Origin of the sequence: Streptomyces sp. NPDC014623 (assembly GCF_043088245.1) — a bacterium.
GTDB lineage: Bacteria > Actinomycetota > Actinomycetes > Streptomycetales > Streptomycetaceae > Streptomyces.
Map to the genome: position 1 here is coordinate 231,086 of NZ_JBIBZU010000006.1, position 26,038 is coordinate 257,123.

The 26,038-nt window shown below is 70.7% G+C and carries 20 protein-coding genes, 1 pseudogene and 1 riboswitch; of the genes and pseudogenes, 17 read left to right on the forward strand and 4 right to left on the reverse strand.

The window, feature by feature from the left end; translation table 11 throughout:
* Positions 1-43 precede the first annotated feature (43 nt).
* Positions 44-3,574 (forward strand): transcription-repair coupling factor, encoded by a 3,531-nt coding sequence (gene mfd / locus ACF1FZ_RS13215; RefSeq protein WP_391773464.1) that lies wholly within the window; start codon positions 44-46, stop codon positions 3,572-3,574.
* Positions 3,575-3,595: 21 nt separating this feature from the next.
* Here mfd and ACF1FZ_RS13220 read toward each other — a convergent pair whose 3' ends face one another.
* A complete protein-coding gene (locus tag ACF1FZ_RS13220; protein ID WP_391773465.1) occupies positions 3,596-4,180 on the reverse strand; it encodes a TetR/AcrR family transcriptional regulator in 585 nt (194 codons plus the stop codon).
* Positions 4,181-4,289: 109 nt separating this feature from the next.
* On the opposite strand from ACF1FZ_RS13220, the gene ACF1FZ_RS13225 reads away from it, so the two are divergent.
* The 15 genes and pseudogenes from ACF1FZ_RS13225 (at position 4,290) to ACF1FZ_RS13295 (ending at position 19,477) form a co-directional block, all read left to right on the forward strand.
* Positions 4,290-5,156: a hypothetical protein gene (locus ACF1FZ_RS13225; protein WP_391773466.1), complete on the forward strand. Its 867-nt coding sequence runs from the start codon at positions 4,290-4,292 to the stop codon at positions 5,154-5,156.
* A gap of 28 nt (positions 5,157-5,184) precedes the next feature.
* Entirely contained in the window at positions 5,185-5,910 is a 726-nt protein-coding gene (locus ACF1FZ_RS13230) for an HNH endonuclease family protein (protein WP_391773467.1), read from the forward strand.
* A 34-nt stretch (positions 5,911-5,944) separates the two neighbouring features.
* Positions 5,945-6,268, forward strand: coding sequence for a hypothetical protein (locus ACF1FZ_RS13235; protein WP_391773468.1), 324 nt, complete (start codon positions 5,945-5,947; stop codon positions 6,266-6,268).
* Between the two features lie 56 nt (positions 6,269-6,324).
* Positions 6,325-6,897, forward strand: a pseudogene (locus tag ACF1FZ_RS13240) (serine/threonine protein kinase); the annotation flags it as partial.
* A gap of 177 nt (positions 6,898-7,074) precedes the next feature.
* Positions 7,075-7,731 (forward strand): SurA N-terminal domain-containing protein, encoded by a 657-nt coding sequence (locus ACF1FZ_RS13245; RefSeq protein WP_391773469.1) that lies wholly within the window; start codon positions 7,075-7,077, stop codon positions 7,729-7,731.
* Between the two features lie 30 nt (positions 7,732-7,761).
* Positions 7,762-8,748 (forward strand): nucleoside triphosphate pyrophosphohydrolase, encoded by a 987-nt coding sequence (locus tag ACF1FZ_RS13250; RefSeq protein ID WP_391773470.1) that lies wholly within the window; start codon positions 7,762-7,764, stop codon positions 8,746-8,748.
* A complete protein-coding gene (locus ACF1FZ_RS13255; protein WP_391773471.1) occupies positions 8,745-10,040 on the forward strand; it encodes a cytochrome P450 in 1,296 nt (431 codons plus the stop codon). Before ACF1FZ_RS13250 ends, ACF1FZ_RS13255 begins: the two co-directional genes overlap by 4 nt.
* A 105-nt stretch (positions 10,041-10,145) precedes the next feature.
* Positions 10,146-11,126 (forward strand): transglycosylase family protein, encoded by a 981-nt coding sequence (locus tag ACF1FZ_RS13260; RefSeq protein WP_391773472.1) that lies wholly within the window; start codon positions 10,146-10,148, stop codon positions 11,124-11,126.
* A 290-nt stretch (positions 11,127-11,416) separates the two neighbouring features.
* A riboswitch (cyclic di-AMP (ydaO/yuaA leader) is annotated at positions 11,417-11,587 on the forward strand.
* Positions 11,588-12,280, forward strand: coding sequence for a transglycosylase family protein (locus ACF1FZ_RS13265; RefSeq protein WP_391773473.1), 693 nt, complete (start codon positions 11,588-11,590; stop codon positions 12,278-12,280).
* A gap of 318 nt (positions 12,281-12,598) precedes the next feature.
* Positions 12,599-13,885, forward strand: coding sequence for a phosphopyruvate hydratase (gene eno / locus ACF1FZ_RS13270; protein ID WP_391773474.1), 1,287 nt, complete (start codon positions 12,599-12,601; stop codon positions 13,883-13,885).
* A 94-nt stretch (positions 13,886-13,979) separates the two neighbouring features.
* Positions 13,980-14,450 (forward strand): septum formation initiator family protein, encoded by a 471-nt coding sequence (locus tag ACF1FZ_RS13275; RefSeq protein WP_391773475.1) that lies wholly within the window; start codon positions 13,980-13,982, stop codon positions 14,448-14,450.
* 96 nt (positions 14,451-14,546) lie between these two features.
* The gene (locus ACF1FZ_RS13280; RefSeq protein WP_391773549.1) at positions 14,547-15,089 is read left to right on the forward strand and encodes a DUF501 domain-containing protein; all 543 of its coding nucleotides are present in this window, start codon (positions 14,547-14,549) and stop codon (positions 15,087-15,089) included.
* A gap of 34 nt (positions 15,090-15,123) precedes the next feature.
* A complete protein-coding gene (locus ACF1FZ_RS13285; protein WP_391773476.1) occupies positions 15,124-16,065 on the forward strand; it encodes an exopolyphosphatase in 942 nt (313 codons plus the stop codon).
* A 448-nt stretch (positions 16,066-16,513) separates the two neighbouring features.
* A complete protein-coding gene (locus ACF1FZ_RS13290; protein ID WP_391773477.1) occupies positions 16,514-17,917 on the forward strand; it encodes an NAD(P)/FAD-dependent oxidoreductase in 1,404 nt (467 codons plus the stop codon).
* Between the two features lie 255 nt (positions 17,918-18,172).
* On the forward strand, positions 18,173-19,477 hold the full coding sequence (locus ACF1FZ_RS13295) for a class I SAM-dependent methyltransferase (protein WP_391773478.1): 1,305 nt from the start codon (positions 18,173-18,175) through the stop codon (positions 19,475-19,477).
* Between the two features lie 59 nt (positions 19,478-19,536).
* On the opposite strand, the gene ACF1FZ_RS13300 is transcribed toward ACF1FZ_RS13295, so the two are convergent.
* The 3 genes from ACF1FZ_RS13300 to ACF1FZ_RS13310 all read right to left on the reverse strand — a co-directional run bounded on the left by ACF1FZ_RS13300 (position 19,537) and on the right by ACF1FZ_RS13310 (position 24,078).
* Complete coding sequence (locus ACF1FZ_RS13300; protein ID WP_391773479.1) at positions 19,537-22,065, reverse strand: ABC transporter permease; 2,529 nt, start codon at positions 22,063-22,065, stop codon at positions 19,537-19,539.
* Between the two features lie 57 nt (positions 22,066-22,122).
* Positions 22,123-22,935 (reverse strand): ABC transporter ATP-binding protein, encoded by an 813-nt coding sequence (locus ACF1FZ_RS13305; RefSeq protein ID WP_391773480.1) that lies wholly within the window; start codon positions 22,933-22,935, stop codon positions 22,123-22,125.
* A gap of 123 nt (positions 22,936-23,058) precedes the next feature.
* A complete protein-coding gene (locus ACF1FZ_RS13310; protein WP_391773481.1) occupies positions 23,059-24,078 on the reverse strand; it encodes a LacI family DNA-binding transcriptional regulator in 1,020 nt (339 codons plus the stop codon).
* 225 nt (positions 24,079-24,303) lie between these two features.
* Between ACF1FZ_RS13310 and ACF1FZ_RS13315 the strand changes: the two genes are divergently transcribed.
* Positions 24,304-26,037: an ABC transporter substrate-binding protein gene (locus ACF1FZ_RS13315; RefSeq protein ID WP_391773482.1), complete on the forward strand. Its 1,734-nt coding sequence runs from the start codon at positions 24,304-24,306 to the stop codon at positions 26,035-26,037.
* The last annotated feature ends 1 nt before the right edge of the window (position 26,038 follow it).

Below are 26,038 nucleotides of genomic sequence, written 5' to 3' on the forward strand. Positions count from 1 at the left end.
GCCCTTCGCGTTGCTCACTCGCCACACCGGACGGAATCCCTTCATGAGCCTGCACGGTCTGCTGGACGTCGTCGTCACCGACCCGGCGCTCTCCGAAGCGGTGAAGGCCGCCGCCGACGGCCACCGGGCCCATGTCGACCTGGTCGGTCCGCCCGCCGCACGCCCCTTCGCCGTGGCCGCGCTGGCCCGCGAGGCCGGGCGTACGGTGCTCGCCGTCACCGCGACCGGCCGCGAGGCCGAGGATCTGGCGGCCGCGCTGCGGACCCTCCTGCCTCCCGACACGGTCGCGGAGTTCCCCTCCTGGGAGACCCTGCCCCACGAGCGCCTCTCGCCCCGTTCGGACACCGTGGGCCGCCGCCTCGCCGTGCTCCGCCGCCTCGTGCACCCCCGGCAGGACGACCCGGAGACCGGGCCGGTCAGCGTGGTCGTAGCGCCGGTCCGCTCCGTGCTCCAGCCGCAGGTCAAGGGGCTCGGAGACCTGGAGCCCGTCGCGCTGGGCAGCGGGCAGACCGCCGACCTCGGCGAGGTCGTGGACGCACTCGCGGCAGCGGCGTACGCCCGTGTCGAACTGGTCGAGAAGCGAGGGGAATTCGCCGTACGCGGCGGCATCCTGGACGTCTTCCCGCCGACCGAGGAGCACCCCCTGAGGGTGGAGTTCTGGGGCGACGACGTCGAGGAGATCCGCTACTTCAAGATCGCCGACCAGCGGTCCCTGGAGGTCGCCGAACACGGGCTGTGGGCCCCGCCCTGCCGTGAGCTGCTGCTCACCGAGGACGTACGCGCCCGGGCGGCGGCCCTCGCCGAGGAGCACCCGGAACTCGGCGAGCTGCTGGGGAAGATCGCCGAAGGGATCGCCGTCGAGGGCATGGAGTCCCTCGCCCCGGTGCTCGTCGACGAGATGGAGCTGCTGCTCGACGTCCTGCCGAAGGGCTCGATGGCGCTGGTCTGCGACCCGGAGCGGGTGCGGACCAGGGCGGCGGACCTCGTGGCCACCAGCCAGGAGTTCCTCCAGGCGTCCTGGGCGGCCACGGCCGGCGGCGGTGAGGCCCCGATCGATGTCGGCGCGGCCTCCCTGTGGGGCATCGCCGATGTCCGGGACCGGGCCCGTGAGCTGGGCATGATGTGGTGGTCCACCTCCCCGTTCGCCGCCGACGAGGAGCCGGAGGGCGACACCCTGAAGCTCGGTATGCACGCCCCCGAGGCGTACCGCGGCGACACCGCCCGTGCGCTCGCCGACACCAAGGGGTGGCTCGCCGACGGCTGGCGCACGGTGTACGTCACCGAGGGGCAGGGACCCGCCTCCCGTACGGTCGAGGTGCTCGGCGGCGAGGGCATCGCGGCCCGTCTCGACCAGGACCTGGCGGAGCTCACGCCGTCGCTCGTCCACGTCTCGTGCGGAGCCATCGACCACGGTTTCGTCGACCCGGCGCTGAAACTGGCCGTGCTGACCGAGACGGACCTGACCGGGCAGCGCACCGCCAGCAAGGACCTGGGCCGGATGCCGGCCCGGCGCCGCAAGTCCGTCGACCCGCTGACGCTGCAGGCGGGTGACTTCATCGTCCACGAGCAGCACGGTGTCGGCCGCTACATCGAGATGGTCCAGCGCACCGTGCAGGGCGCGACCCGTGAGTATCTCCTCGTCGAGTACGCCCCCGCCAAGCGCGGCCAGCCCGGGGACCGCCTCTACATCCCCACCGACCAGCTGGAGCAGGTCACCAAGTACGTCGGCGGCGAGGCGCCGACCCTGCACCGGCTCGGCGGCGCCGACTGGACGAAGACGAAGCAGCGGGCCAAGAAGGCGGTCAAGGAGATCGCCGCCGACCTGATCAAGCTGTACTCGGCGCGGATGGCCGCCCCCGGTCACGCCTTCGCCCCGGACACCCCGTGGCAGCGCGAGCTGGAGGACGCCTTCCCGTACGCGGAGACGCCCGACCAGCTGTCCACGATCGCCGAGGTCAAGGAGGACATGGAGAAGTCCGTCCCGATGGACCGGCTGATCTGCGGCGACGTCGGGTACGGCAAGACGGAGATCGCGGTGCGCGCGGCCTTCAAGGCGGTCCAGGACGGCAAGCAGGTCGCCGTCCTCGTCCCCACGACCCTCCTCGTCCAGCAGCACTTCGGCACCTTCACCGAGCGGTACGCCCAGTTCCCGGTCAACGTGCGGGCGCTGAGCCGCTTCCAGTCGGACACCGAGTCGAAGGCGACGCTGGAGGGGCTGAAGGACGGGTCCGTGGACCTGGTCATCGGCACGCACCGGCTGTTCTCGTCGGAGACGAAGTTCAAGGACCTGGGCCTGGTCATCGTGGACGAGGAGCAGCGCTTCGGTGTCGAGCACAAGGAGCAGCTGAAGAAGCTCCGCGCCAACGTGGACGTGCTCACGATGTCGGCGACGCCCATCCCCCGTACGCTCGAGATGGCCGTCACGGGTATCCGTGAGATGTCGACGATCACGACGCCCCCCGAGGAGCGGCACCCGGTCCTGACCTTCGTCGGTCCGTACGAGGAGAAGCAGATCGGCGCGGCCGTGCGTCGTGAGCTCCTGCGTGAGGGCCAGGTGTTCTACATCCACAACCGGGTCGAGTCCATCGACCGGGCCGCGGCGCGGCTGCGGGAGATCGTGCCCGAGGCGCGGATCGCCACGGCGCACGGGCAGATGGGGGAGAGCCAGCTGGAGCAGGTCGTCGTCGACTTCTGGGAGAAGCGGTTCGACGTCCTGGTCTCGACGACGATCGTCGAGTCCGGCATCGACATCTCCAACGCCAACACGCTGATCGTGGAGCGCGGCGACAACTTCGGTCTCTCCCAGCTGCACCAGCTGCGCGGCCGTGTCGGCCGCGGCCGGGACCGGGGCTACTCCTACTTCCTGTATCCGCCGGAGAAGCCGCTGACCGAGACCGCGCACGAGCGTCTGGCGACCATCGCCCAGCACACCGAGATGGGGGCGGGCATGTACGTGGCGATGAAGGACCTGGAGATCCGCGGCGCCGGAAATCTGCTCGGGGGTGAGCAGTCCGGCCACATCGCGGGTGTCGGCTTCGACCTGTACATCCGGATGGTCGGTGAGGCCGTGGCGGACTACCGGGCGGCCGTGGACGGCGGGGTCGAGGAGGAGCCGCCGCTGGAGGTCAAGATCGAGCTTCCGGTCGACGCGCACGTCCCGCACGACTACGCCCCGGGTGAGCGGCTGCGCCTGCAGGCGTACCGCTCGATCGCCTCCGCCAATTCGGAGGAGGACATCAGGGCGGTGCGTGAGGAGCTCACCGACCGCTACGGCAAGCTGCCGGAGCCGGTGGAGAACCTGCTGCTGGTGGCGGGGCTGCGGATGCTGGCCCGGGCCTGCGGGGTGGGCGAGATCGTCCTGCAGGGCCCGAACATCCGCTTCGCGCCGGTGGAGCTGCGGGAGTCGCAGGAGCTGCGGTTGAAGCGGCTGCACCCGAAGACGGTCATCAAGCCGGGGGCCCGCCAGATCCTGGTGCCGCGGCCGACGGCGGGCCGGATCGGCGGGAAGCCGGTGATGGGCCGCGAACTCCTTTCGTGGACCGGGGAGTTCCTCACGACGATCCTGGGGTCGTAGGGCGAGGGGCCTCGCCGGGCGTCAGCCGCCCGGACGGCTGCCGGGCCTGAAGAGCATCCCGGCCGCCGTCCGGAACGCCTCCTCCGGGGCGCGGCCTTCGAGGGCGTCGGAGAGGTTGCCGCTGAGCAGGAGAGTCGCGAAGCCGTGGGCCAGGGACCAGGCGGCGACGCCGGCGAGGCGGGCGTCCTCGCCCCGGGGCGTGCCGGGCAGGGCGCTGACGCCTGTGCGCAGTGCCTCGGTGGCGCGCGCCTTCGCGGCGAGCAGGGCGGGGTCGTCGGCGCGGTGCAGTTCCGGGCGGAACATCACCTGGAAGTGCGCGGGGTGCGCGGCGGCGAACCGCACGTAGGCCACGCCCCGTTCCTGGAGGTCGGGGGCGCCGGTCAGGGCGTCGGAGAAGAGCGCGTAGCCCTCGGCCGCGACGGCGGTGAGCAGACCGGTGCGGTCCTTGAAGTGGTGGGCCGGCGCGGCGTGCGAGACGCCGGCCCGGCGGGCCAGGTCACGCAGGGAGAGTGCGTCGGGGCCGTCGGCCGCGATGACGTCGAGCGCGGCCGCGAGGACCGCCCTCCGCAGGTCGCCGTGGTGGTAGGTGCGCTCGCTGCTGCTCATGGGGTCCCACGGTACCCGAGATCTAGTCATTGACAAGTTCAAGGGGCGGGCGCATGCTGGATCCGGAATCTAGTCGATGACAAGTTTCAGGTGACGGGAGATCCGGGTCATGGCCGACGAACTGGGACGCGTACGTCAGATGTGGCACCTGCTGGAGCCGCTGCACGCCGTCTTCCACTACGCCCCGCAGGTGACCGGGGAGGCCGCCGCTCTCGGGTACGCCACGGACGAGCGCTGGCCCGGTTACTTCGCGTGGCGCGGGGCGCCTCTGGGGGCGGTGGACGCGGACCGGGTGACGGCCGTGTTCCACAGCTTCAGCCCGGCCATGGTCGCCCGGTACGTCCCCGCGGCCTGGGACGTGGCGGAGCCGCGGGAGGTGCTCGCGGCGCGCACGAGGGCCGTCGACCGGGCGTACCGGGCGCTGTTCGGTGCCCGGGTGGAAGGGGCGGAGTTCGCCGAGGCCGCCGCCCTGGCACGCCGGGCTGCCGAGGCGGCGGACGTCACGGGCCGGCCGCTCGCCGGGGCCAACGCGGCCCTGCCCTGGCCCGAGGCGCCGCATCTGGTGCTGTGGCAGGCCGCCACGGTGCTGCGGGAGCACCGGGGGGACGGGCACGTCGCGGCGCTGGCCGCGGCGGGGCTGGACCCGGTGGAGTCACTGGTGTCCTTCGCGGCGGTCGGTGCGGCCCCGCCCGAGGTGTTCGCGAGCCGGGGCTGGAGCGCGGCCGAGTGGGAAGGGGGCCGGGCCCGGCTGGCCGGCCGGGGGTTGGTGAGGGCGGACGGGGCCGCCACCGAGGCCGGGCGGGCGCTGCGGGCGCAGGTGGAGCGGCGGACGGACGAAGCCGCGTCGGGCCCCTGGGCGGCGCTCGGGGCGGAACGGCGGGAGCGTCTGGTGGAGTTGCTGGGCCCGCTGTGGGTGGAGGCGATCGGCTCCGGGCTCCTGCCTTCCGAGACGACGCTGGGCATCGGGAAGGTCTGAACGGCGTGCGGCGCCTACGCTGACCGCTGTGACGCCTCTTCCTGCCGTACGCCGCCCGCACCGTTATCGCCTGGCCCCGTTGCTGACGCTGGCCCTGACCGGATCGCTCGCCCTGACCGGCTGCGACGCCCTGAGTGATCCGCCCGGCCCCCCGGCCGCCGGCGGTACGGCGCTCCGGGCCGCCGAGGAGCTCACGGTGAAGGGCCGTGCGCCGAGGACGGGGTACGACCGGGACGCGTTCGGGTCCGCCTGGGCGGACACCGACCGCAACGGGTGCGGCACCCGGGACGACGTACTGGCGGATCAGCTGACCGGTGTCGCGCGGGACGCGGACGGCTGCAAGGTGCTCAGCGGGGTCCTCGACCCCGATCCGTACACCGGCACCCGCATCACGTTCGTGCGGGGCCGCAGCAAGGTGGACATAGACCACCTCGTCGCCCTGTCCGACGCGTGGCAGAAGGGCGCCCAGCAGTGGAGCGCCGGCAAGCGGCGGGCCTTCGCCAACGACGAGCTCAATCTGGTGGCCGCCGATTCGTCCGCCAACCGCCGCAAGGGGGACGGGGACACCGCGACCTGGCTTCCGCCCAACAAGGCGTACCGCTGCACGTACGTGGCGGGCCAGGTGGCGGTGAAGGCCAAGTACGGGCTGTGGGTGACGGCGGCCGAGAAGGCCGCCATGACCGAGGTGCTGTCCGGCTGCCCGGACCGGAAGCTGCCCGTCGGCGGCAGCCCGACCGAAGCGCCCGCGCGCTGACGGGATCCGTACCGCCGACGTGAATACTGGGCGCATGTGGAAGTGGCGGCTGACGGCCGCGGGGATGAACGTGCTGCTCGGGGTGCCGGGCGTCGTACCTGTCTGGCTGATCTGGTACTACCTGTCGAACGGACCGCTCGCGGACGCCGGCTGGACCTCCCGTGAACCGACCGAGAACGACGGCATGCAGCTGTGGCTGGTCATCGTCGTGTTCGTGGTGGCGGTGTTCGGCGTCATCTGGTGGCTCGCCAACGACTGGGCGCGGCGCAGGACCGCGCTGGCGCCGCATGTGTACTGGACGGCCGGTGCGCTGCTCACCCTCGTGCCGACGGGGGTGCTCGTCGCCGGCTCTGTGTGAACCGGGACCGGGCGGCGCCTGCCGTGACCGCATGGACCTGAAGATCACTACGCTCGCCGAGCGACCGGCCCGACGTGGCGCGGGCCGTCGACGAGGTGAAGAGGCTGCTCGGCGAGGGCCGCATCACCCAGGCCGTCGACATCCTCGGGGGGATCCTGCCGGCCGCCGCCGCGGAGCGCGGCGAACACTCGCCGGTCGTACGGATCCTGCGCAAGCAGTACGCGGCGACGCCGATGGACGACGGCCAGTACCGCCGCGCCCTCCCGGAACTCCGCCGCCTCGCCGACGACCGTGCGGCGGAGGCGGGCCCCGCGGACCCGCAGACCCTGCAGTTCCGTCACGACGCCGCCCAGTGCCTGGAACAGCTCGGCGAGGCTGCCGCCGCCCTCGTCGAGTACCGCGCCGTCCTTCCCCTCTACGAGAACGGTTACGCGGCCTCCTCCGGCCCCGGCCGTGCCTTCGGCATCCGCCACCGGATCGGCCACCTCCTGCTCGGCATGGGCGACCACACGGCGGGCCGCGCACAGTTGCAGGGCCTCCTGTACGACACGGAACGCGCCTACGGCCCCCACCACCCGCTCCCCACGGAACTCCGCCGGCAACTGACCCACCACCAGGAAGTACGCGGTTCGGTGGAGGACGGGCGACGGCCGAGAGGCGAGCCGCAGGAGATTCCTCCCCGCCCCCCGCACCGACCGGTCCGGAAATCGTTGGTCGAAGCAGTGGCCCGAATCACGTCCACTGCCTAACATCGATCACCGCAAGGCTTTGTGCACTGATGCACAAACTCTCCCCGGGAGGCTCCTTTGCACCGCCGACGTCGCACCGCGCTCGCCCTTTCCGCCGCCACGCTCGTCGCGGCACCGCTCCTGACCGCCTGTGGCGGCGAGGCCCACCCGGGTGCCGCGGCCGTGGTGGGCGGGGACCGGATCGACGTGGCCACGGTCCAGGCGCAGGCAGCCGATGTGCGCAGCGCCCAGCAGGACTCGGAACGGTCCCAGGAACTGGTGACGAAGTCGGGCCAGCTGACCCGGGTCAAACTGTCCGGTCTCATCTTCGGCCGGGTCCTGGACCGTGCCGCGAAGGACGCGGGGGTGAGCGTCAGCCGTAAGGAGATCCAGCAGATCCGCAGTGACGCCGCCGCGCAGTCCGGCGGTGACGAGGGAGTGCGGACGCTGATGCTGGAACAGCGCTGGGTGGCGCCCGGCCAGATCGAGGAGAGCCTGCGCCAGGAGGTCCAGCTCCAGAAGCTGGCCCGGGCGCTGAAGGCCGACCTGCAGAGCCCCGCCGGGGTGCAGGCCGTCGGGCAGGCCCTCACCGAGGCGTCGAAGGCGCTGCGCATCGACGTCAACCCGCGCTACGGAAGCTGGGACGACCGGAAGGTCCAGCTCAGCACCTACAAGGCGTCGTGGATCAAGCAGGTCACCCCCGTGCAGGGGCAGGAGCCCGGGGCCGGCGCCTGACCTCGTCCGCCCGGGGGTAGGTTCGGGGGCGTGAACGCTGAAGCTCCCGGCCGTATCGTCCTGCTCACCGCCAGCCACCGGGTCGCCCCAGGCCTGCTGTCCTGGCCCGCCTGGCAGACGCTGCACGCCGCCGACCGGGTGCTGTGCGCCGGGCGGGACCATCCGCAGCTGCCGTATCTGAGGGAGGCGGGCGTCGCCGTCGAGCACACCGCGCCCTCGGCCGAGGAGCTCGTGGACGACTGCGCGGGCGGCAGGACCGTGGTGGTGCTGGTGGGCGGCGAGGGCGATCAGCGGCTCACCGACGGCCTGGCCCGGCTCGGTGGTTCGGGCCGGGTGCAGATGCCGGATCTGGAGCTGCTGCCCGGTTCGTACGATCTGCCCGGCGCGCGGCTCCTGGATCTGGTCCAGGTCATGGACCGGATCCGGCTCGAATGCCCGTGGACCTCGCAGAAGACGCACCAGGGCCTCGCGAAGTACGCCATCGAGGAGGCCTACGAACTGGTCGAGGCCATCGAGGACGGCGACCGTGAGGAACTGCGGGAGGAACTCGGCGACGTACTGCTCCAGGTCGTCTTCCACGCGCGCATCGCGCAGGAGGACCAGGAGGAGCCGTTCGGTATCGACGACGTCGCGGCCACGATCGTGGAAAAGCTGATCCACCGGCACCCGCACGTGTTCGGCGACGAGACCGCCGAGACCCCGGAGGACGTCCACGCGCACTGGCTGCGGACGAAGGCGATCGAGAAGCAGCGCGCATCGGTCACCGACGGGGTGCCGCTCGGTCAGCCCGGCCTGGCGCTGGCGGCCAAGCTCGGCAGCAGGGTCCGTACCGCGGGCCTCGACGTCGCACTCCCCGAGGGCGACGGGGTCGGCTACCGGCTGCTCGCCCTCGCCGTACGGGCCGAGGAGGACGGCACCGACCCGGAGGCCGCCCTGCGGGCCGCCGCCCGCGCCTACCGGGACGCGATCCGGGCCGCGGAGGGGCCCGGTGCCGCTCCGGATAGCGTCGAGGAGTGAACGACAGCCCCGAGACGGCCTCCGCGCCCGACGCAGCACCAGAACTCTTCACCTGGGAGTTCGCCACCGACCCGTACCCCGCCTACGCCTGGCTCCGCGAGCACAGCCCCGTGCACCGCACGGCGCTGCCCAGCGGTGTCGAGGCCTGGCTGGTGACCCGGTACGCCGATGCCAGGCAGGCCCTCGCCGACACCCGGCTCTCCAAGAACCCGGCCCACCACGCGGGGCCCGCGAACGCCAAGGGCAAGACCGGCATCCCCGGGGAGCGCAAGGCGGAGTTGATGATGCACCTGCTGAACATCGACCCACCGGACCACACCCGGCTGCGCCGGCTCGTGTCCAAGGCGTTCACGCCGCGCAGGGTCGCGGAGTTCGCACCGCGCGTGCAGGAGCTGACGGACCGCCTCATCGACACCTTCGTCGAGGAGGGGAAGGCGGACCTCATCCACGACTTCGCCTTCCCCCTTCCCATCTACGCGATCTGTGACCTGCTCGGTGTGCCGCGCGAGGACCAGGACGACTTCCGTGACTGGGCGGGCATGATGATCCGGCACGGTGGGGGGCCGCGCGGCGGGGTGGCCAGATCGGTCAAGAAGATGCGTGGCTATCTCGCCGAGCTCATCCACCGGAAGAGGGAGAGTCCCGGTGACGACCTGATCTCCGGGCTGATCCGGGCGAGCGACCACGGCGAACACCTCAGCGAGAACGAGGCTGCGGCCATGGCCTTCATCCTCCTGTTCGCCGGTTTCGAGACGACCGTGAACCTCATCGGCAACGGCACCTACGCCCTGCTGCGCAATCCCTCCCAGCGTGAACGTCTGGAGCGCTCGCTGGCGGCGGGGGAGACGGAACTGCTCGCCACGGGCATCGAGGAACTGCTGCGCTACGACGGACCGGTGGAGCTCGCCACATGGCGCTACGCCACCGAGCCCGTGACGCTGGGAGGTCAGGAGATCGCGGCGGGGGACCCCGTTCTCGTGGTGCTGGCCGCCGCCGACCGGGACCCGGAGCGGTTCCAGGACGCGGACACCCTGGATCTCGCGCGGAGTGACAATCAGCACCTGGGATACGGGCACGGCATCCACTACTGCCTGGGGGCGCCGCTGGCCCGGCTGGAGGGGCAGGTGGCACTGGCGACGCTGCTGAGGCGCCTCCCCGACCTGCGGCTCGCTGCGGAACCCGCCGATTTGCGATGGCGTGGCGGGCTCATCATGCGTGGACTGCGCACGCTTCCCGTGGACTTCGCTCCCGGGCATCCGGCCGGAAAGAATGACAGCCTGTCAACTCCGTGACTTTCACGTGATCTCCGCTGCATCGACTTGTGACACACGTTCGAGTAGGGCTAGGTTCACCGTTCGACTCACCCGTCACAAGTCAGTCACACGGAAGGCAAACCCATGGGCTCCGCGACCGGCAGACACCGTCGCCCTCGTCAGGCACCCGCCATCGTCGTCGCCGCAGGCGTCACGGGATCGGCCATCGCCATCCCGCTGCTCGGTGCGGGGGGTGCGCAAGCCGCGGAGGCGTCGACCTGGGACCGGGTCGCCGAATGCGAGAGCGGCGGCATGTGGAGCGCCGACCTCGGCAACGGCTACTACGGCGGCCTGCAGTTCTCGCAGGACGACTGGGCGGCCTACGGCGGCACGGCGTACGCCGCCCGCGCCGACCTCGCGAGCCGTTCGCAGCAGATAGCGGTCGCGGAGAAGGTGCTGGACGCCGAGGGCCCGCAGGCCTGGGCCAGTTGCGCCGTGATCTCCGGGCTTGCCCCGGACGGGACGCTGCCGGGCGTCGACCCGGGCGGGGAGCCGTCCGCCGAGCCCTCGGAGGCCGCGACCCCGTCCGGGACCCCCTCGGCCGAAGCCCCGGAGCCGGCGGACGGCCTCGAGGCCCCGGCCGGTTCCGGCGCGAAGGACGACGCGCGCGGGAACGTGTCCGACGGCACCACGGAGAAGGGTGACGAGACAGGCGCTTCGCCGTCCGCCACTCCGTCCCCCGGAACCTCCGGAACCCCCGAGACGTCCGGTGCGTCCGGTGCGGAGAAGGGGGACGGGGCGAAGGGCGGAAAGCACCGCGGCACGCCGGCCCCCGAGGCGAGCGCCGGACCGGAACTGGAGGACGGACGTGAATCCGGCCGTCACGCCTCGCGCGGTGACTCCGGGGCGCGTCAGGGTGCGGAGGAGGCGTACACCGTCCGCGAGGGTGACAGTCTCTGGGCGATCGCCGACGCGCAGGAGCTCCCCGGCGGCTGGACCGCGCTCTACGAGACCAACAAGGACGAGCTGGGCTCCGACCCGGACCTGATCCTTCCCGGCCAGAACCTGGAGCTCGGCATCGGTGCGGTCGTGCAGGACACCCTGGCGGAGACCACCGCCAACTGATCGAAAGCGGGAAAACGCCCCGAAAGCACGGGTAGTTCAGAGGCCTATGTCCACTTATGCGTAAGTGAGACATGGGTCTCTTTGCTTCAGTCGGCGCATCCCGCGTGCCCGGTCCGTCCATATCTGCTCCGACCTGCGAGAACGACCCGGCGCGCTTGATCGTTACGCGCTGATTGGCCGTTATGTCCGCCTTTGAATGTAGGGGTTGGGTGTGATTACGGTCGGAGCCGCTCGCACCGCGGGCACCTTCGACCGTCACGCCGAATCCTGCCGTCGGCCGAAGGGAACCGACGCGTAAAGCGCCGTAGGCAGGAGCGGGGGACCCAGGTAAGTGCCGGACCCGGCCGTCGGAAGACGGGCGAAGGTACGGCTTGGGGTGAAGTCTTCCGTGCATGCGGGAGGCCGGGCAGCTCACAGTCCGAACCCGACAGCTCACCTCGTAGGCGTCGGTGAGGAGAACCATGCTGCTTTCCAGCAAGGGCAAGCACCGCCGCCCGTCCAAGGCCGTCCGTATCGCGACCCTGGCCGGTGTCACCGGTGCTGCCGTCGCCGTGCCGCTCATGGGTGCGACCGGCGCCTCCGCCGCCTCCGTGGACACCTGGGACGCCGTCGCCCAGTGCGAGTCCGGCGGCAACTGGTCCATCAACACCGGCAACGGTTACTACGGCGGTCTGCAGTTCTCGCAGTCCAGCTGGGCGGCGGCCGGCGGCACGCAGTACGCCGCCCGCGCCGACCTGGCCAGCAAGGGTCAGCAGATAGCCGCCGCGGAGAAGCTCCTCGACCTGCAGGGCCCGGGTGCCTGGGCCTGTGCGGGCGCCGGCGGCCTGACGGACGACGGTGTGGACCCGGGTGTCGACACCGGCTCGGAGAAGAACGGCGACACGGCCCCGCAGGCCGCGCCGGAGCGCAAGGCCGAGCAGCCCACCACGCGCAGCGAGAAGCGCACGGCTCCCGAGGAGACCGTCACCACCCCGACCGGCGGCAAGGTCGAGAAGGGCGACGGCGAGTACGAGGTGAAGGCCGGCGACACCCTCAGCAAGATCGCTGACGCGAAGAAGGTCAAGGGCGGCTGGGAGAAGCTGTTCGAGCTGAACGACGACATCGTCGACCGGGCCGACCTGATCTTCCCGGGTCAGCAGCTCCACCTGAAGTAGCCGGAGACGGACCGGGGCCCTCCTCCGCCCCGGAGGCCCGGCCCGGCGCGCCGGCCCCCCGCGCGCCGGGCCGTGGCGTGTCCGGTACTCCCCGGCGGAGTGCCGGACGCGGGCTCGCCGGGGAGGGCGAGCGTTCGGTTCTTGTAGTTACTTGCCAGTAGAATTCTGGAGCTTTGCCCGTAATGCAGGTTCTTGGGTGCTTTTTCGTCCCAGGGGGCGGGCGGACGGCCGACGGAGCGGGCCGAGCCGGTTAGGCTCGTGGCGCAAGGCCACAGTGACCCTGCACAACCAGTGTCAGATCCCAGAAGGAGATGCCTCGTGCCGTCCATCGACGTCGTCGTAGCCAGGGAAATCCTCGACTCCCGGGGTAACCCCACGGTCGAGGTCGAGGTTGGCCTCGACGACGGCAGCACGGGACGTGCTGCCGTTCCGTCCGGCGCCTCCACCGGTGCGTTCGAGGCCATCGAGCTTCGCGACGGTGACCCCAACCGCTACCACGGCAAGGGCGTCGAGAAGGCCGTTCTCGCCGTGATCGAGCAGATCGGCCCGGAGCTCGTCGGCTACGACGCCACCGAGCAGCGCCTCATCGACCAGGCGATGTTCGACCTGGACGCGACCGAGAACAAGGGCTCCCTCGGCGCCAACGCCATCCTCGGCGTCTCGCTGGCCGTGGCGCACGCGGCGTCCGAGGCCTCCGACCTCCCCCTGTTCCGCTACCTCGGCGGCCCGAACGCGCACCTGCTGCCCGTTCCGATGATGAACATCCTGAACGGCGGCTCGCACGCCGACTCCAACGTGGACATCCAGGAGTTCATGATCGCGCCGATCGGCGCCGAGTCCTTCTCCGAGGCCCTTCGCTGGGGCGCGGAGATCTACCACACCCTGAAGAAGGTCCTGAAGACCAAGGGCCTGTCCACCGGTCTCGGTGACGAGGGCGGCTTCGCCCCCAACCTCGAGTCCAACCGCGCCGCCCTCGACCTCATCATCGAGGCCGTCAAGGAGGCCGGTTACGTCCCGGGCCGCGACATCGCGCTCGCCCTCGACGTCGCCGCGTCCGAGTTCTACAAGGACGGCGTCTACGAGTTCGAGGGCAAGTCCCGCTCGGCAGCCGAGATGACCGAGTACTACGAGGAGCTCGTCTCCGCGTACCCGCTGGTCTCCATCGAGGACCCGCTGTACGAGGACGACTGGGCGGGCTGGAAGGTCATCACCGACAAGCTCGGCTCCAGGGTGCAGATCGTCGGTGACGACCTGTTCGTCACCAACCCCGAGCGCCTCGCCCGCGGCATCGAGGAGGGCTCGGCCAACGCCCTGCTCGTCAAGGTCAACCAGATCGGTTCGCTGACCGAGACCCTGGACGCCGTCGAGCTGGCCCAGCGCAACGGCTTCAAGTGCATGATGTCCCACCGTTCCGGTGAGACCGAGGACGTCACGATCGCCGACCTCGCCGTCGCCGTGAACTGCGGTCAGATCAAGACCGGCGCCCCGGCCCGCTCGGACCGCGTCGCCAAGTACAACCAGCTGCTGCGCATCGAGGAGATCCTCGACGACGCAGCGGTCTACGCCGGACGTTCGGCGTTCCCGCGGTTCCGCTTCGAGGGCTGACAGCCCGGGTCCGGAGCACCAGCCTCCGTCCGTCCCCGCATCCGGTCCCGTACCGTGTGCGGGGACGGACGTGCGTAACGGGGAGGCGTGAGACATGGCCGGGAAGAACCGCGACCGGTTCTCCACCGCGACCAGGCTGCGACTGCTGGGGGAGCAGACGGCGGCCCGCGTCTACCGGTCCCAGAACCGGCGCCAGGCCCGCCGTTCCCGGCTCACCGGCCGGGCCGCGTTCCTCGCGCTGATCGTCTGCTCCCTGGTCGTGGCCCTCGCGTATCCCATGCGGCAGTACATCTCCCAGCGCGACCAGATCGCCGAGCAGGAGAGGCTCTCGCAGAAGGCGCGCGCACGGACCGAGGAGCTGCGCGACGAGAAGGCGCGGCTCGAGGACGACGCGTACATCCGTCGCCTCGCACGCCAGCACCTCCACTACGTGCTGCCGGGCGAGACCGCCTATACGGTGATCGACCCGGAGGCGGCCGAGGTGCGCCGGGGCGAGCCGGGGGCGACGGAGCGGCCCTGGTACTCGAACCTCTGGGACGGGGTCGACAGCGCGGACCGCGAATGACCCCGGCCGTGCACCGGGATCCGTGGCGCTCCGGACCTCTCCGGTACTCTCCCCGCACCGATTCACCCAGTCCGACCGATGACATTCAAGGCAGGCATGGACACGCCCCCTCCGCAGACCGAATCCACCACACCCACCGATGCGGACATCGCCGCGTTCGAGCTGCAGCTCGGCCGGCCGCCGCGCGGTCTGCGTGCCATCGCGCACCGCTGCCCGTGCGGCAACCCGGACGTGGTCGAGACACAGCCCCGTCTGGAGGACGGCACGCCGTTCCCGACGACGTATTACCTGACCTGCCCGCGCGCCGCGTCCGCGATCGGCACGCTGGAGGCCAACGGGGTCATGAAGGAGATGACCGAACGGCTCACGACGGACCCGGAGCTGGCGGCCGCCTACCGGGCCGCGCACGAGGACTACCTCGCGCGGCGTGACGCCATCGAGGTCCTGGAGGGCTTCCCGAGCGCGGGCGGCATGCCCGACCGGGTGAAGTGCCTGCACGTCCTGGTCGGTCACTCGCTGGCGGCCGGCCCCGGAGTGAACCCGCTGGGTGACGAGGCGATCGCGATGCTGCCGCAGTGGTGGGCGAAGGGCCCGTGCGTCACGCCGTGCGGCTCCGACGCCGGCCCCGACGCGTCCTGACCCCGCGCGGTACCCGTACAACCACAGGAGCCCCATGACCCGCGTTGCCGCCATCGACTGCGGTACCAACTCGATCCGTCTGCTCGTCGCGGACGTGGACCCCGCCACCGGGGAATTCGAGGAGATCGACCGCCGGATGCGGATCGTCCGGCTCGGCCAGGGGGTCGACCGGACCGGCCGGCTGGCCCCCGAGGCGCTCGAGCGCACCTTCGAGGCCTGCCGGGAGTACGCGGGCGCGGTCAAGGAACTCGGCGCCGAACGGCTCCGGTTCGTCGCCACGTCGGCCTCCCGCGACGCGGAGAACAGCGGCACGTTCGTCCGGGGCGTCCTGGACATCCTGGGCGTCGAGCCCGAGGTCGTCACCGGTGACCAGGAGGCACAGCTCTCCTTCGACGGGGCCACCAGGGAACTGGCGGGCGGCGACCACCTGGAGAAGCCGTATCTCGTCGTGGACATCGGCGGGGGCTCCACCGAGTTCGTCGTCGGCGACGACCACGTCCGCGCCGCCCGGTCCGTGGACATCGGCTGCGTACGCATGACCGAGCGTCATCTGGTCCTGGACGGGGCCGTCGTGGATCCGGTCACGCCCGAACGGGCCGCCGCGATCCGGTCGGACGTCGAGGCCGCCCTGGACCTGGCCGAGGAGACCGTGCCGATCTCTTCGGCGGCGACGCTCGTCGGCCTGGCCGGGACGGTCACCACCGTCGCCGCGATGGCGTTGGGGCTTGAGGAGTACGACTCCGAGGCGATCCACCACTCCCGGGTCTCCGTGGAGCAGGTCCGGGAGATCACCGCCCGGCTGCTCGCGTCGACGCACGAGGAGCGCGCGGCGATCCCCGTGATACACCCGGGCCGGGTCGACGTGATCACTTCGGGGGCGCTCGTCCTGCTCGCCGTGATGGAGCGGACCGGGGCCCGTGAGGTCGTGGTCAGCGAACACGACATCCTCGACGGGATCGCCTGGTCGGCCGCCTGATCACAGCGTCGGCGCGGACGCGGTGAGATGCCGCTCAGACGCTTTCCCGCCTGCACTTCTGAGCCCGCGAAGGCCTCTCCGGACCCGTCCGGGGAGGCCTTTCGCGCAGCGCCGCCGGAAAGTTCGTGAACTTCTTCACAAGGAATTCGGCCCCGCCGGGCGAAGTTCTTCCCCGGGGGAGCCGCGCGGGCCGCCCGCAGGCCCGCGCGATGGTGCCGCAGGGGTGTTGCGGGAGCGTGGCGGGGATGTGTACCGGGCGGGTGGTTCCTCCCGGCCGACGGCACAAGGGCCAGCTCACAAGTGGTGAACAACGTTCGCCGGGGCGTCGTGGTTCCCCGTTCCCACCATGACCTGGGTCACGTGGGCGGCGAAGTGTAGCAGAGGGTGGCGCATACCTTGTGAAGGGGCTCACGAGCATGGCCCCCGAGGGGGGTGGATACTCGATGGCATGAGCACCACGGAGCGTCCCAGGATCCTCGTTGTAGGCGGTGGGTACGTAGGCCTGTACGCAGCTCGTCGCATTCTGAAGAAGATGCGGTATGGAGAGGCGACCGTCACGGTCGTCGACCCGCGCTCGTACATGACGTACCAGCCCTTCCTCCCCGAAGCTGCTGCCGGCAGCATCTCGCCTCGGCATGTCGTCGTCCCGCTGCGACGCGTACTGCCCAAGGCGGAGGTTCTCACCGGCCGTGTCACGACCATCGATCAGGACCGCAAGGTCGCCACGGTCGCGCCACTCGTCGGCGAGGCCTACGAGCTGCCCTTCGACTACCTGGTCATCGCGATGGGCGCGGTCTCCCGCACCTTCCCGATTCCCGGCCTCGCCGAGCAGGGCATCGGTATGAAGGGCATCGAGGAGTCCATCGGTCTGCGCAACCACGTCCTCGAGCAGCTGGACAAGGCCGACTCGACGACCGATGAGGACGTCCGCCGCAAGGCGCTGACGTTCGTCTTCGTGGGCGGCGGCTTCGCCGGTGCGGAGACCATCGGCGAGGTCGAGGACATGGCCCGCGACGCGGCGAAGTACTACACGAGCGTGAAGCGCGAGGACATGCGCTTCATCCTGGTCGACGCCGCCGACAAGATCCTTCCCGAGGTCGGCCCGAAGCTGGGTGCGTACGGCAAGGAGCACCTGGAGAGCCGCGGTGTCGAGGTCTACCTCTCGACCTCCATGGATTCCTGCGTCGACGGCCACGTGGTGCTGAAGAACGGCCTGGAGGTCGACTCCAGCACGATCGTGTGGACGGCCGGCGTGAAGCCGAACCCGGCGCTGGCCCGCTTCGGCCTGCCGCTCGGCCCGCGTGGCCACGTGGACACCTCCGAGAAGCTCCAGGTGCAGGGCACCGACTACGTCTGGGCCGCGGGCGACAACGCCCAGGTGCCGGACATGGTCGGCCGTCGCGCGGGCAACCCGAACGCCTGGTGCCCGCCGAACGCCCAGCACGCGCTGCGTCAGGCCAAGGTCCTCGGTGACAACGTCATCTCCGGTATGCGGGGCTTCCCGCAGAAGGAGTACAGCCACGCCAACAAGGGTGCGGTCGCCGGGCTCGGCCTGCACAAGGGCGTCGCGATGATCGTCATGGGCAAGGTGAAGATCAAGCTCAAGGGACGTCTCGCCTGGTACATGCACCGTGGCTACCACGGCATGGCCATGCCGACCTGGAACCGCAAGATCCGGATCTTCGCGGACTGGACGCTGGCGATGTTCCTGAAGCGCGAGGTCGTCTCGCTCGGCGCCATGGAGACTCCGCGTGAGGAGTTCTACGAGGCGGCCAAGCCGAGCCCCGCGCCGGTCGTGGCCAAGGCCGACGGCGACAAGAGCAAGACCGGCGAGAAGGCCAAGGCCTCCTAGCGCGGGTACGTCATCGAAGGGGCCGTCCGCCATCCGTGGTGCGGGCGGCCCCTTCGGCGTCCCCGGGGCCGGGCTCCCAACTAGATGGTAAGCGCAGGTATTTTGCCGTTCCGTTGCCCCGGAGCGGGATGGTGCGGCCGCTGCGCGGCGTTGACGGCGGTGTACCTCGCCGTGGCCCCGAGGTGTCGCGGTCCGGTTCAGGTGCGTATATGCGAATTTAGGCACGTCGGAAACACCACCACGGAGGTGTGCACCATGGCCGATGCCGCATCGCGGCTGACCGCTCTTGCCGAAGAGCTGCTGGGAGAACCCCTGCCGGTCCGTATCCGGGCCTGGGACGGCAGCGAGTCCGGGACGCCGGGCGCCCCCACCCTCGTCCTGCGCCACCGCCGTGCCCTGCGCCGGCTGCTCTGGAAGCCGGGTGAACTGGGCCTGGCCCGGGCCTGGGTGGCCGGGGAGATCGATGTCGACGGCGACCTGTACGCCGCCCTGGACGCCGTGGCGGCGCTGCTCTGGGAGCGTGGTGCCGACGCGAAGGACCGTGTCCGTCCCGTCCGCGACCCGAAGGTGCGGGCGTTCGCCGCCGGCCTCGTACGGCTGGCCGGGCCCTGGCCGCCGCCTCCCCCGCCCGCCGAGGAGGTCCGCCGCCGCACCGGGCCGTTGCACACCAGGCGACGTGACAAGGAAGCCATCAGCCACCACTACGACGTGGGCAACGACTTCTACGCGATGGTTCTCGGTCCGTCCATGGTCTACTCCTGCGCCTACTGGCAGGACGGCGGCACCCTCGAGGAGGCCCAGCGCGACAAGCTCGACCTCGTCTGCCGCAAGCTCGCGCTCGAGGAGGGTGACCGCCTCCTCGACGTCGGCTGCGGCTGGGGCTCCATGGCCATCCACGCGGCCCGTGAGTACGGCGCCCGGGTCACGGGAGTGACCCTCTCCACCGAGCAGGCCGCTTTCGCCCGCAAGCGCATCGCCGAGGAGGGACTCACCGACCGGATCGAGATCCGTGTGCAGGACTACCGGGACGTCAGGGACGGACCGTACGACGCCATCTCCTCGATCGGCATGGCCGAGCACGTGGGGACGGCCCGTTTCCGTGAGTACGCCGACGACCTCCACGCACTCCTCAGGCCCGGCGGCCGGCTGCTCAACCACCAGATCGCCCGCCGCCCCGAGAAGGACGAGACGGCCTACCGCGTCGACGACTTCATCGACGCCTACGTCTTCCCCGACGGGGAGCTCGCCCCGGTGGGCCGCACCGTCGCCACCCTGGAGGAGGCGGGCTTCGAAGCCAGGGACGTCGAGGTGATCCGCGAGCACTACGCACTGACCCTGCGCCAGTGGGTGGCCAACCTGGAGAAGAACTGGAAGGAGGCCGTACGGGCCACCTCGCCCGGCCGGGCGAGGGTGTGGCGGCTCTACATGGCTGCCTCCGCGCTCTCCTTCGAGCACAACAAGATCGGCGTCAACCAGATCCTCGCGGTGCGTCCGCGGGAAGGCGGCGCGGCGGGCATGCCGTTGCGGGCCCGCGTCTGGACGGCGTCGGCGGACGCCTGATCAGGGAACGCGGAGGGGGCGGCACCCGCGTCGCGGGTGCCGCCCCCTCCGTCGTGGGGCTATTCCGTCTTGATCGCGGTGAGCATGTTCAGCTTCGCGCCGCTACGGGCCGGCCACAGGGAGGCCAGCACACCCACGAGGCCCGCGAGGACCAGGAAGAGGGCGAGCCGGTCCCACGGGACGACCAGGGCGTAGCCGGGGATGGAGGCGGACAGGCTCTTCCCGACGGCCCAGCCGAGGAACGTGCCGAGGCCCACGCCGACCACCGCTCCGAAGAGCGAGATGACCACGGCCTCCAGCCGGATCATGCGCTTGACCCTGCGCCGGTCCAGGCCGATCGCCCGCAGCATGCCGATCTCCTGCTGACGTTCGAAGACGGACATGGCCAGCGTGTTGACGACTCCGAGGACCGCGATGACCAGGGCCATCGCCAGCAGCGCGTACATGATGTTCAGCGCCGTGTTGATGAACCCGCCGAACATGTCCCGGATGCCCTGGCGGTCCACGACGCTCATCGCCGGGTTGTCGCCGAGCGCGTCGATCACGGCCTTCTCGTTGGCGGCGCTCTCGCCGCCGTCCATGGTCAGCCAGATCTCGCGGATGTCGGCGAAGCTCTCGTGCGGGGCGACGACGTCCTCGGGGATCAGGACCGGGGACAGGAACTCGTTGCCCTCGTAGAGCGCGCCGACCTTCAGGGTCTCCTTCTTCTCGTCCTGGTACGTCACGGGCACGCTGTCGCCGGTCTTCCAGCCATGCGACTCCGCGGTCTCACGGGCGACCGCGATCTCGCCGTCCTTCAGGGAGGAGAGGGATCCGGAGACGGTCTTCAGGGCGAAGACCTCCTCGACGTCGCCCGGGGTGACTCCGGAGGCCGAGACGCCTCCCTTGTCGACGGTGAGCCAGACGGACCGCTGCGGGGTGGCGGCGGTGACACCGTCAGCCTTGCGCAGGGCGGTGAGGGCCGACGCGTCGAGAGAGTCCCCGCTGGCCATCGAGACCATGTAGTCGGCCCGGATGTTGTCCGTCGTCATCTTGTCGATGGCCTGGCCGAGCGTGACACCGAGCACGGAGATACCGGTGACCAGGGTGAGCCCGATCGCCAGGGCGGACGCGGTGGCTCCGGTACGGCGCGGATTGCGGACCGCGTTCTGCGCGGCGAGCTTGCCGGACACCCCGAAGAGCTTCCCCAGCACCGGACGTGCCACGGCGATCACCGGCCGGGAGAGCAGCGGGATGAGCACGATGACGCCGATGAGGGCGAGGAAGGCCCCGGCGCCGATGAGCCACCGGCCGTTCTCGTCGCCCCGGGCGGCACCGCCGATGATCGCGGCGGAACCGAGGAGGGCGAACACCCCGCCGATCGAGTTCCGCACGACCAGCGACTTGGTGGTGGCCACCGCGTGCACGCTGCTCATCGCCGCGACCGGCGGGATCTTGGCGGCGCGACGGGCGGGCAGCCAGGCGGCGAACACGGTGATCAGCACGCCGACGGCGAACGCGGAGACGACCGCGGTGGGGGAGACGACCAGCGGTCCGGCAGGGATCTTCCCGCCGAACATGCCCATCGCGGAGCGCAGCCCCGTGGCGAGGCCGACGCCGAGGAGGAAACCGATGACCGAGGCGATCAGGCCGACCACGCCGGCTTCGAGCAGGATGGCCCGCTTGATCTGCCGGCGGGAAGCTCCGACGGCGCGCATCAGGGCGAGTTCCTTGGTGCGCTGGGCGATGAGCATGGTGAACGTGTTGGCGATCAGGAACACACCGACGAAGAGCGCGATGGCCGCGAAGGCCAGCAGCATCGAGTTGAGGCTCTTGAGGCCCGACTCGGTCATCTCGGCCTCCTCTTCGGCGAGGTCCGCACCCGTCCTGGCCTCGGCGTCCTCCGGGAGGAGGGGCTTCACGGCCTCCAGCAACCGCTGGTCGGACGTGCCGGCCGCGGCGGTCACGGTGATGTCCTTGAACTCGCCGGGTCGCAGGTAGAGCTGCTGGGCGACCTCGGTGTCGAAGAGGACCAGGCTGCCGCCCGCGTTCACGGCGCCGTCCTCGGTGGTGAAGACACCGGAGAGGGTGTACTCCTTCACCGGCCCGTTGGTGGCGACCCGGACCTTCTCGCCGACGCGGTACTCGCCCTTGTCCGCGCTGGTCCTGTCGAGGGCGATCTGTCCGGCCTCGACCGGGCCCGTGCCGTCGGTGAACGTGTACTGCGCGTCCTTGCCGTTCGCTCCCGGGGCGAAGTTGGAGCCGGTGTTGCTCCAGCCGTTGCCGATGAGCTTGCCCTCGGTGTCGGCGACGCCGGCGAATCCGGAGACCCGGCCGGTGGCCTCGGCCACTCCGTCGAGGCCCCTGATCTTCTCGAGGGTGGCCGCGTCGACGGCGGGTGTCTCCTTGTCGCCGCGCTCGGCCCAGGTCGTGACGGCGACGGCGATGTCGTCGTAGTTCTTGGCGGACTGGTTGCGGAAGGCGTTGCCGAGGGTGTCGGTGAAGACCAGGGTGCCGGAGACGAAGGCGACGCCGAGCATCACGGCGAGCACGGTCATCAGCAGCCTGGCCTTGTGCGCAAGGACATTGCGCACGGCGGTACGGAACATGTCGTCAATTCCTGGGGGAGTTCGGGAAGCGGAGGGGAGGAGCGGACAGCCGTCGTGTCAGCTGGTGCGGCCCTTCGCGTCGAACGCCTTCATCCGGTCGAGGACCCCGTCGGCGGTGGGGCTGAACATCTGGTCGACGACCGCCCCGTCCGCGAGGAAGACCACCCGGTCCGCGTAGGAGGCGGCCACCGGGTCGTGGGTCACCATCACCACGGTCTGGCCGAGCTCGCGCACCGAGTTGCGCAGGAAGCCGAGGACCTCGGCGCCGGAGCGGGAGTCGAGGTTCCCGGTCGGCTCGTCACCGAAGATGATCTCCGGCTGCGAGGCCAGGGCGCGGGCCACCGCGACGCGCTGCTGCTGGCCGCCGGAGAGCTCCGTGGGGCGGTGCTTCAGCCGCTCGGAGAGGCCCACCATGTCGATGACCCTCTGGAGCCAGGCGGCATCGGGCTTACGGCCGGCGATGTCCATCGGCAGGGTGATGTTCTCCAGGGCGGTCAGGGTGGGCAGCAGGTTGAAGGCCTGGAAGATGAAGCCGATCTTGTCCCGGCGCAGCTGGGTGAGCTGCTTGTCCTTCAGCGTGCCCAGCTCGGTCTCCCCGATGCGCACGGAGCCGCTGCTGAAGCTGTCCAGGCCGGCCACGCAGTGCATCAGCGTGGACTTCCCGGAGCCCGAGGGGCCCATGATCGCGGTGAACTCCCCCTGCGGGAAGTCCACGGTCACCCGGTCCAGGGCGACCACCTGGGTCTCGCCCTGGCCGTAGACCTTCGACAGCTCCGTGGCGCGGGCGGCGACCGCGGTGGTGCGGTGAACGGTGGTGGTGGTCACAGGGGTACTCCAGGTTCTGCGGCAGGTTCGCGGGGACCCCACCATCGTCCCCGCCGTACCGTGCCGGGTCGTCAGCCCTCGTGCCCGTTCCCGGGGCCCTCTTGAGTCGCACCCGTCAGGCGGTCGCGTAGTCCTGAGGTAGGAGACCGACCCGGAGTTCCGCCGTCCTCAACGAGGAGGGGCGGTGGAACCGCGGGGCACCAGACGGGCCGCCGCGTCCTCGAACCCGGGGGCCGAGCCGTCGGCCACCATCGCCAGCAGGGTGCGGGCCGCGTGGGCGCCGTACGCGGAGATGTCCCTGTTCAGTGCGGTCAGCGGGGGACGTACGACGCGGGAGAGCTGGGAGTCGTCCCAGGCGACGAGGGAGAGGTCGGCGGGCACGTCCAGCCCCATCTCCTGGGCGACCGAGAGCCCGGCCACGGCCATGATGTCGTTGTCGTAGATGACGGCGCTCGGCCGCGCGGCCGAGCTGATCAGCCGCCTGGTGGCGTGCGCACCCTCCTCGCCGGAGTAGTCGGTGTGCACCACCACAGGCTCCTCCAGGCCGAGTTCGGCACTGATCTCGCGCTGGGCGCGGTCGCGCAGCTGGGTGTGGATCAGCTCGGGCAGCCCGGCGACCCGGGCGACGGAGCGGTGGCCGAGCGCGGCCAGGTACGTCAGGGTGTCCCGCAGCGCCGCCGAGTCGTCCGACCAGACCGGGGTGAGGGACCCGGCCGCCGAGGGATGGCCGATCACGACGGCCGGCATGCCCAGCTCGGTGATGCCCCCGATGCGCGGATCGGGGGAGCGCACATCGGCGACGAACACCCCGTCGACCCGGCCTTCGCCCCACCAGCGGCGGTACACCTCCAACTCCTGTGCCGGGTCGGTGACGACCTGGAGGAGCAGGGCGCAGCCCCGGGAGGACAGTTCGGTCTCGATGCCGCTGATCAGCTCCATGAAGAACGGCTCGACCCCGAGCATCCTGGCGGGCCGGGACAGCGCGAGCCCCACCGTGCCGGCCCGGGCGTGGGTGAGGGCGCGGGCCGCGCTGTTGGGACGCCAGCCGATCTCCTGTGCGATGGCCTTGATGGAGGCGCGGGTCGCGGGGGAGACGCCGGGGCGGTCGTTCAGGGCGTACGACACCGCGACCTTCGACACCCCGGCGCGGCGCGCGATGTCGGCGATCGTGGGGCGGTGCTTGGACATGCGACCTCGCTTAACCGGTTCGTTTTTCAGGGGCCATCTTAGCCGCAGGTCCCTGACCTCCGTCTTCCCCGGTGCGGTCCAGACCTCTTCGACAAACCCTGGAAAAACACGTATGGGAGCGCTCCCTTTCCCTTGACACCGCTCCGGCACCCCCATACCTTCACGGCACTTACCCGGTTCAGTAACTCCGCTCGGCAGGAACGGCGCGGGGGAAAAGGAGGGGTTATGGGTACGCGTGCCCGGCTGCGGGTCACCACCGCACTCGCCGTGTTCACACTCGCCGCGAGCGCATGCACGGGAGGCGGCTCCGGGGCGGGGAGCACCGGCGGACCGGTCGGCAAGGGCGGTTCGCTACCGCGCAACGAGACGCTCTACACGACCGGCACCCAGTGGGGGCCCCCGGCCAACTACAACCCGCTGCGCAACTGGGACCACGCGACCGGCACCAAGGGACTCGTCTACGAGACGCTGTTCCACTTCGACCCGAACGAGGGGAAGCTGACACCCTGGCTCGCGGAGTCGGGCTCCTGGACCGGCGACAGGACGTACGAGGTGAAGCTGCGTCAGGGCATCACCTGGGCCGACGGCAAGCCGCTGACCGCCCAGGACGTGGCGTACTCCTACGGTCTCGGCAAGATCGAGGCCTCGGCCTTCCACTCGCTGTGGAGCTGGCTGTCCGACGCGAAGGCGGTGGATGCCACCACGGTCCGCTTCACCTTCGAGGAGGCCCGCTACCAGGAGTGGGACCACACCCTCTACGGCCAGCCGGTCGTTCCCGAGCACGTCTGGAGCTCGCGCACCGACGAGGACATCCTCAACGGCGTCAACGACAAGCCGGTCGGCACCGGCGCCTACCGGCTGAAGAGCAAGAGCCAGGACCGGGTCGTGTGGGAGCGGCGCGACGACTGGTGGGGCACGAAGGCCCTCGGCATGACGCCGGCCCCGCGCTACATCGTGGACGTCTCCAACCCGAGCAACGAGGTGGTCATCGGCCAGCTGGGCCAGGGCCGGCTGGACCTCAGCAACAACTTCCTGCCCGGTGCCTCCTCGCTGATCAAGAGCAAGAAGGTCGTGTCGTACTACGACGAGGCCCCGTACATGCTCTCGGCCAACACCGCCTGGCTGGTGCCCAACACCACCAGGAAGCCGATGGACGACGCCGCCTTCCGCAGGGCGCTCGCAGCGTCCGTCGACACCGGGAAGATCGTCAAGGGTGTGTACGGCGACCTGGTCAAGCCGGCCTCCCCGACCGGGCTGCTGCCGCAGTGGGAGCAGTTCGAGGACAAGGCCCTCATCGCGGAGAAGGGCTTCGGGCACGACGTCGCCGCGGCGAAGAAGGAGCTCGCGGACGCCGGCTACAAGGACACGAACGGCGACGGCTTCGTCGAGAACAAGGACGGCTCCGCCCTCGGCCTGAAGCTGGCCGTGCCCTCCGGCTGGACCGACTGGATGGAGGCGGCCAAGGTCATCGCCGCCGGGGCCGAGGACGCGGGCATCAGGATCAGCACCGAGTTCCCGGACCAGAACGCCCTCGGTGAGCAGCGCGGCAAGGGTGAGTTCGACCTCGTCATCAACAACGAGCGCCAGCTGTCCAGCACCCCGTGGACGTACTACGAGTACATGTTCCAGCTGCCCGTCCGGAAGCAGCAGAACACGGTCAACTTCGGCCGTTACGAGAACGAAGAGGCCTGGAAGCTGGTGCAGGATCTCAGCGCGGTCAGGACCGACGACACGGCGGGCATGAAGGCCGCCGTCTCGAAGATCCAGGACATCCAGCTGACCGAGATGCCCATCATCCCGCTCTGGTACAACGGCCTCTGGTCGCAGGCCACCACCGGAACCTGGAAGAACTGGCCGTCGGACGCCGCCGGAGCCCCCAGGACGGCACCGGCCCTGTGGCGCAACTGGCTGGAGATGGGCGGCTTCGAGACGCTTACGCAGCTGAAGCCCGCCAGGTGAC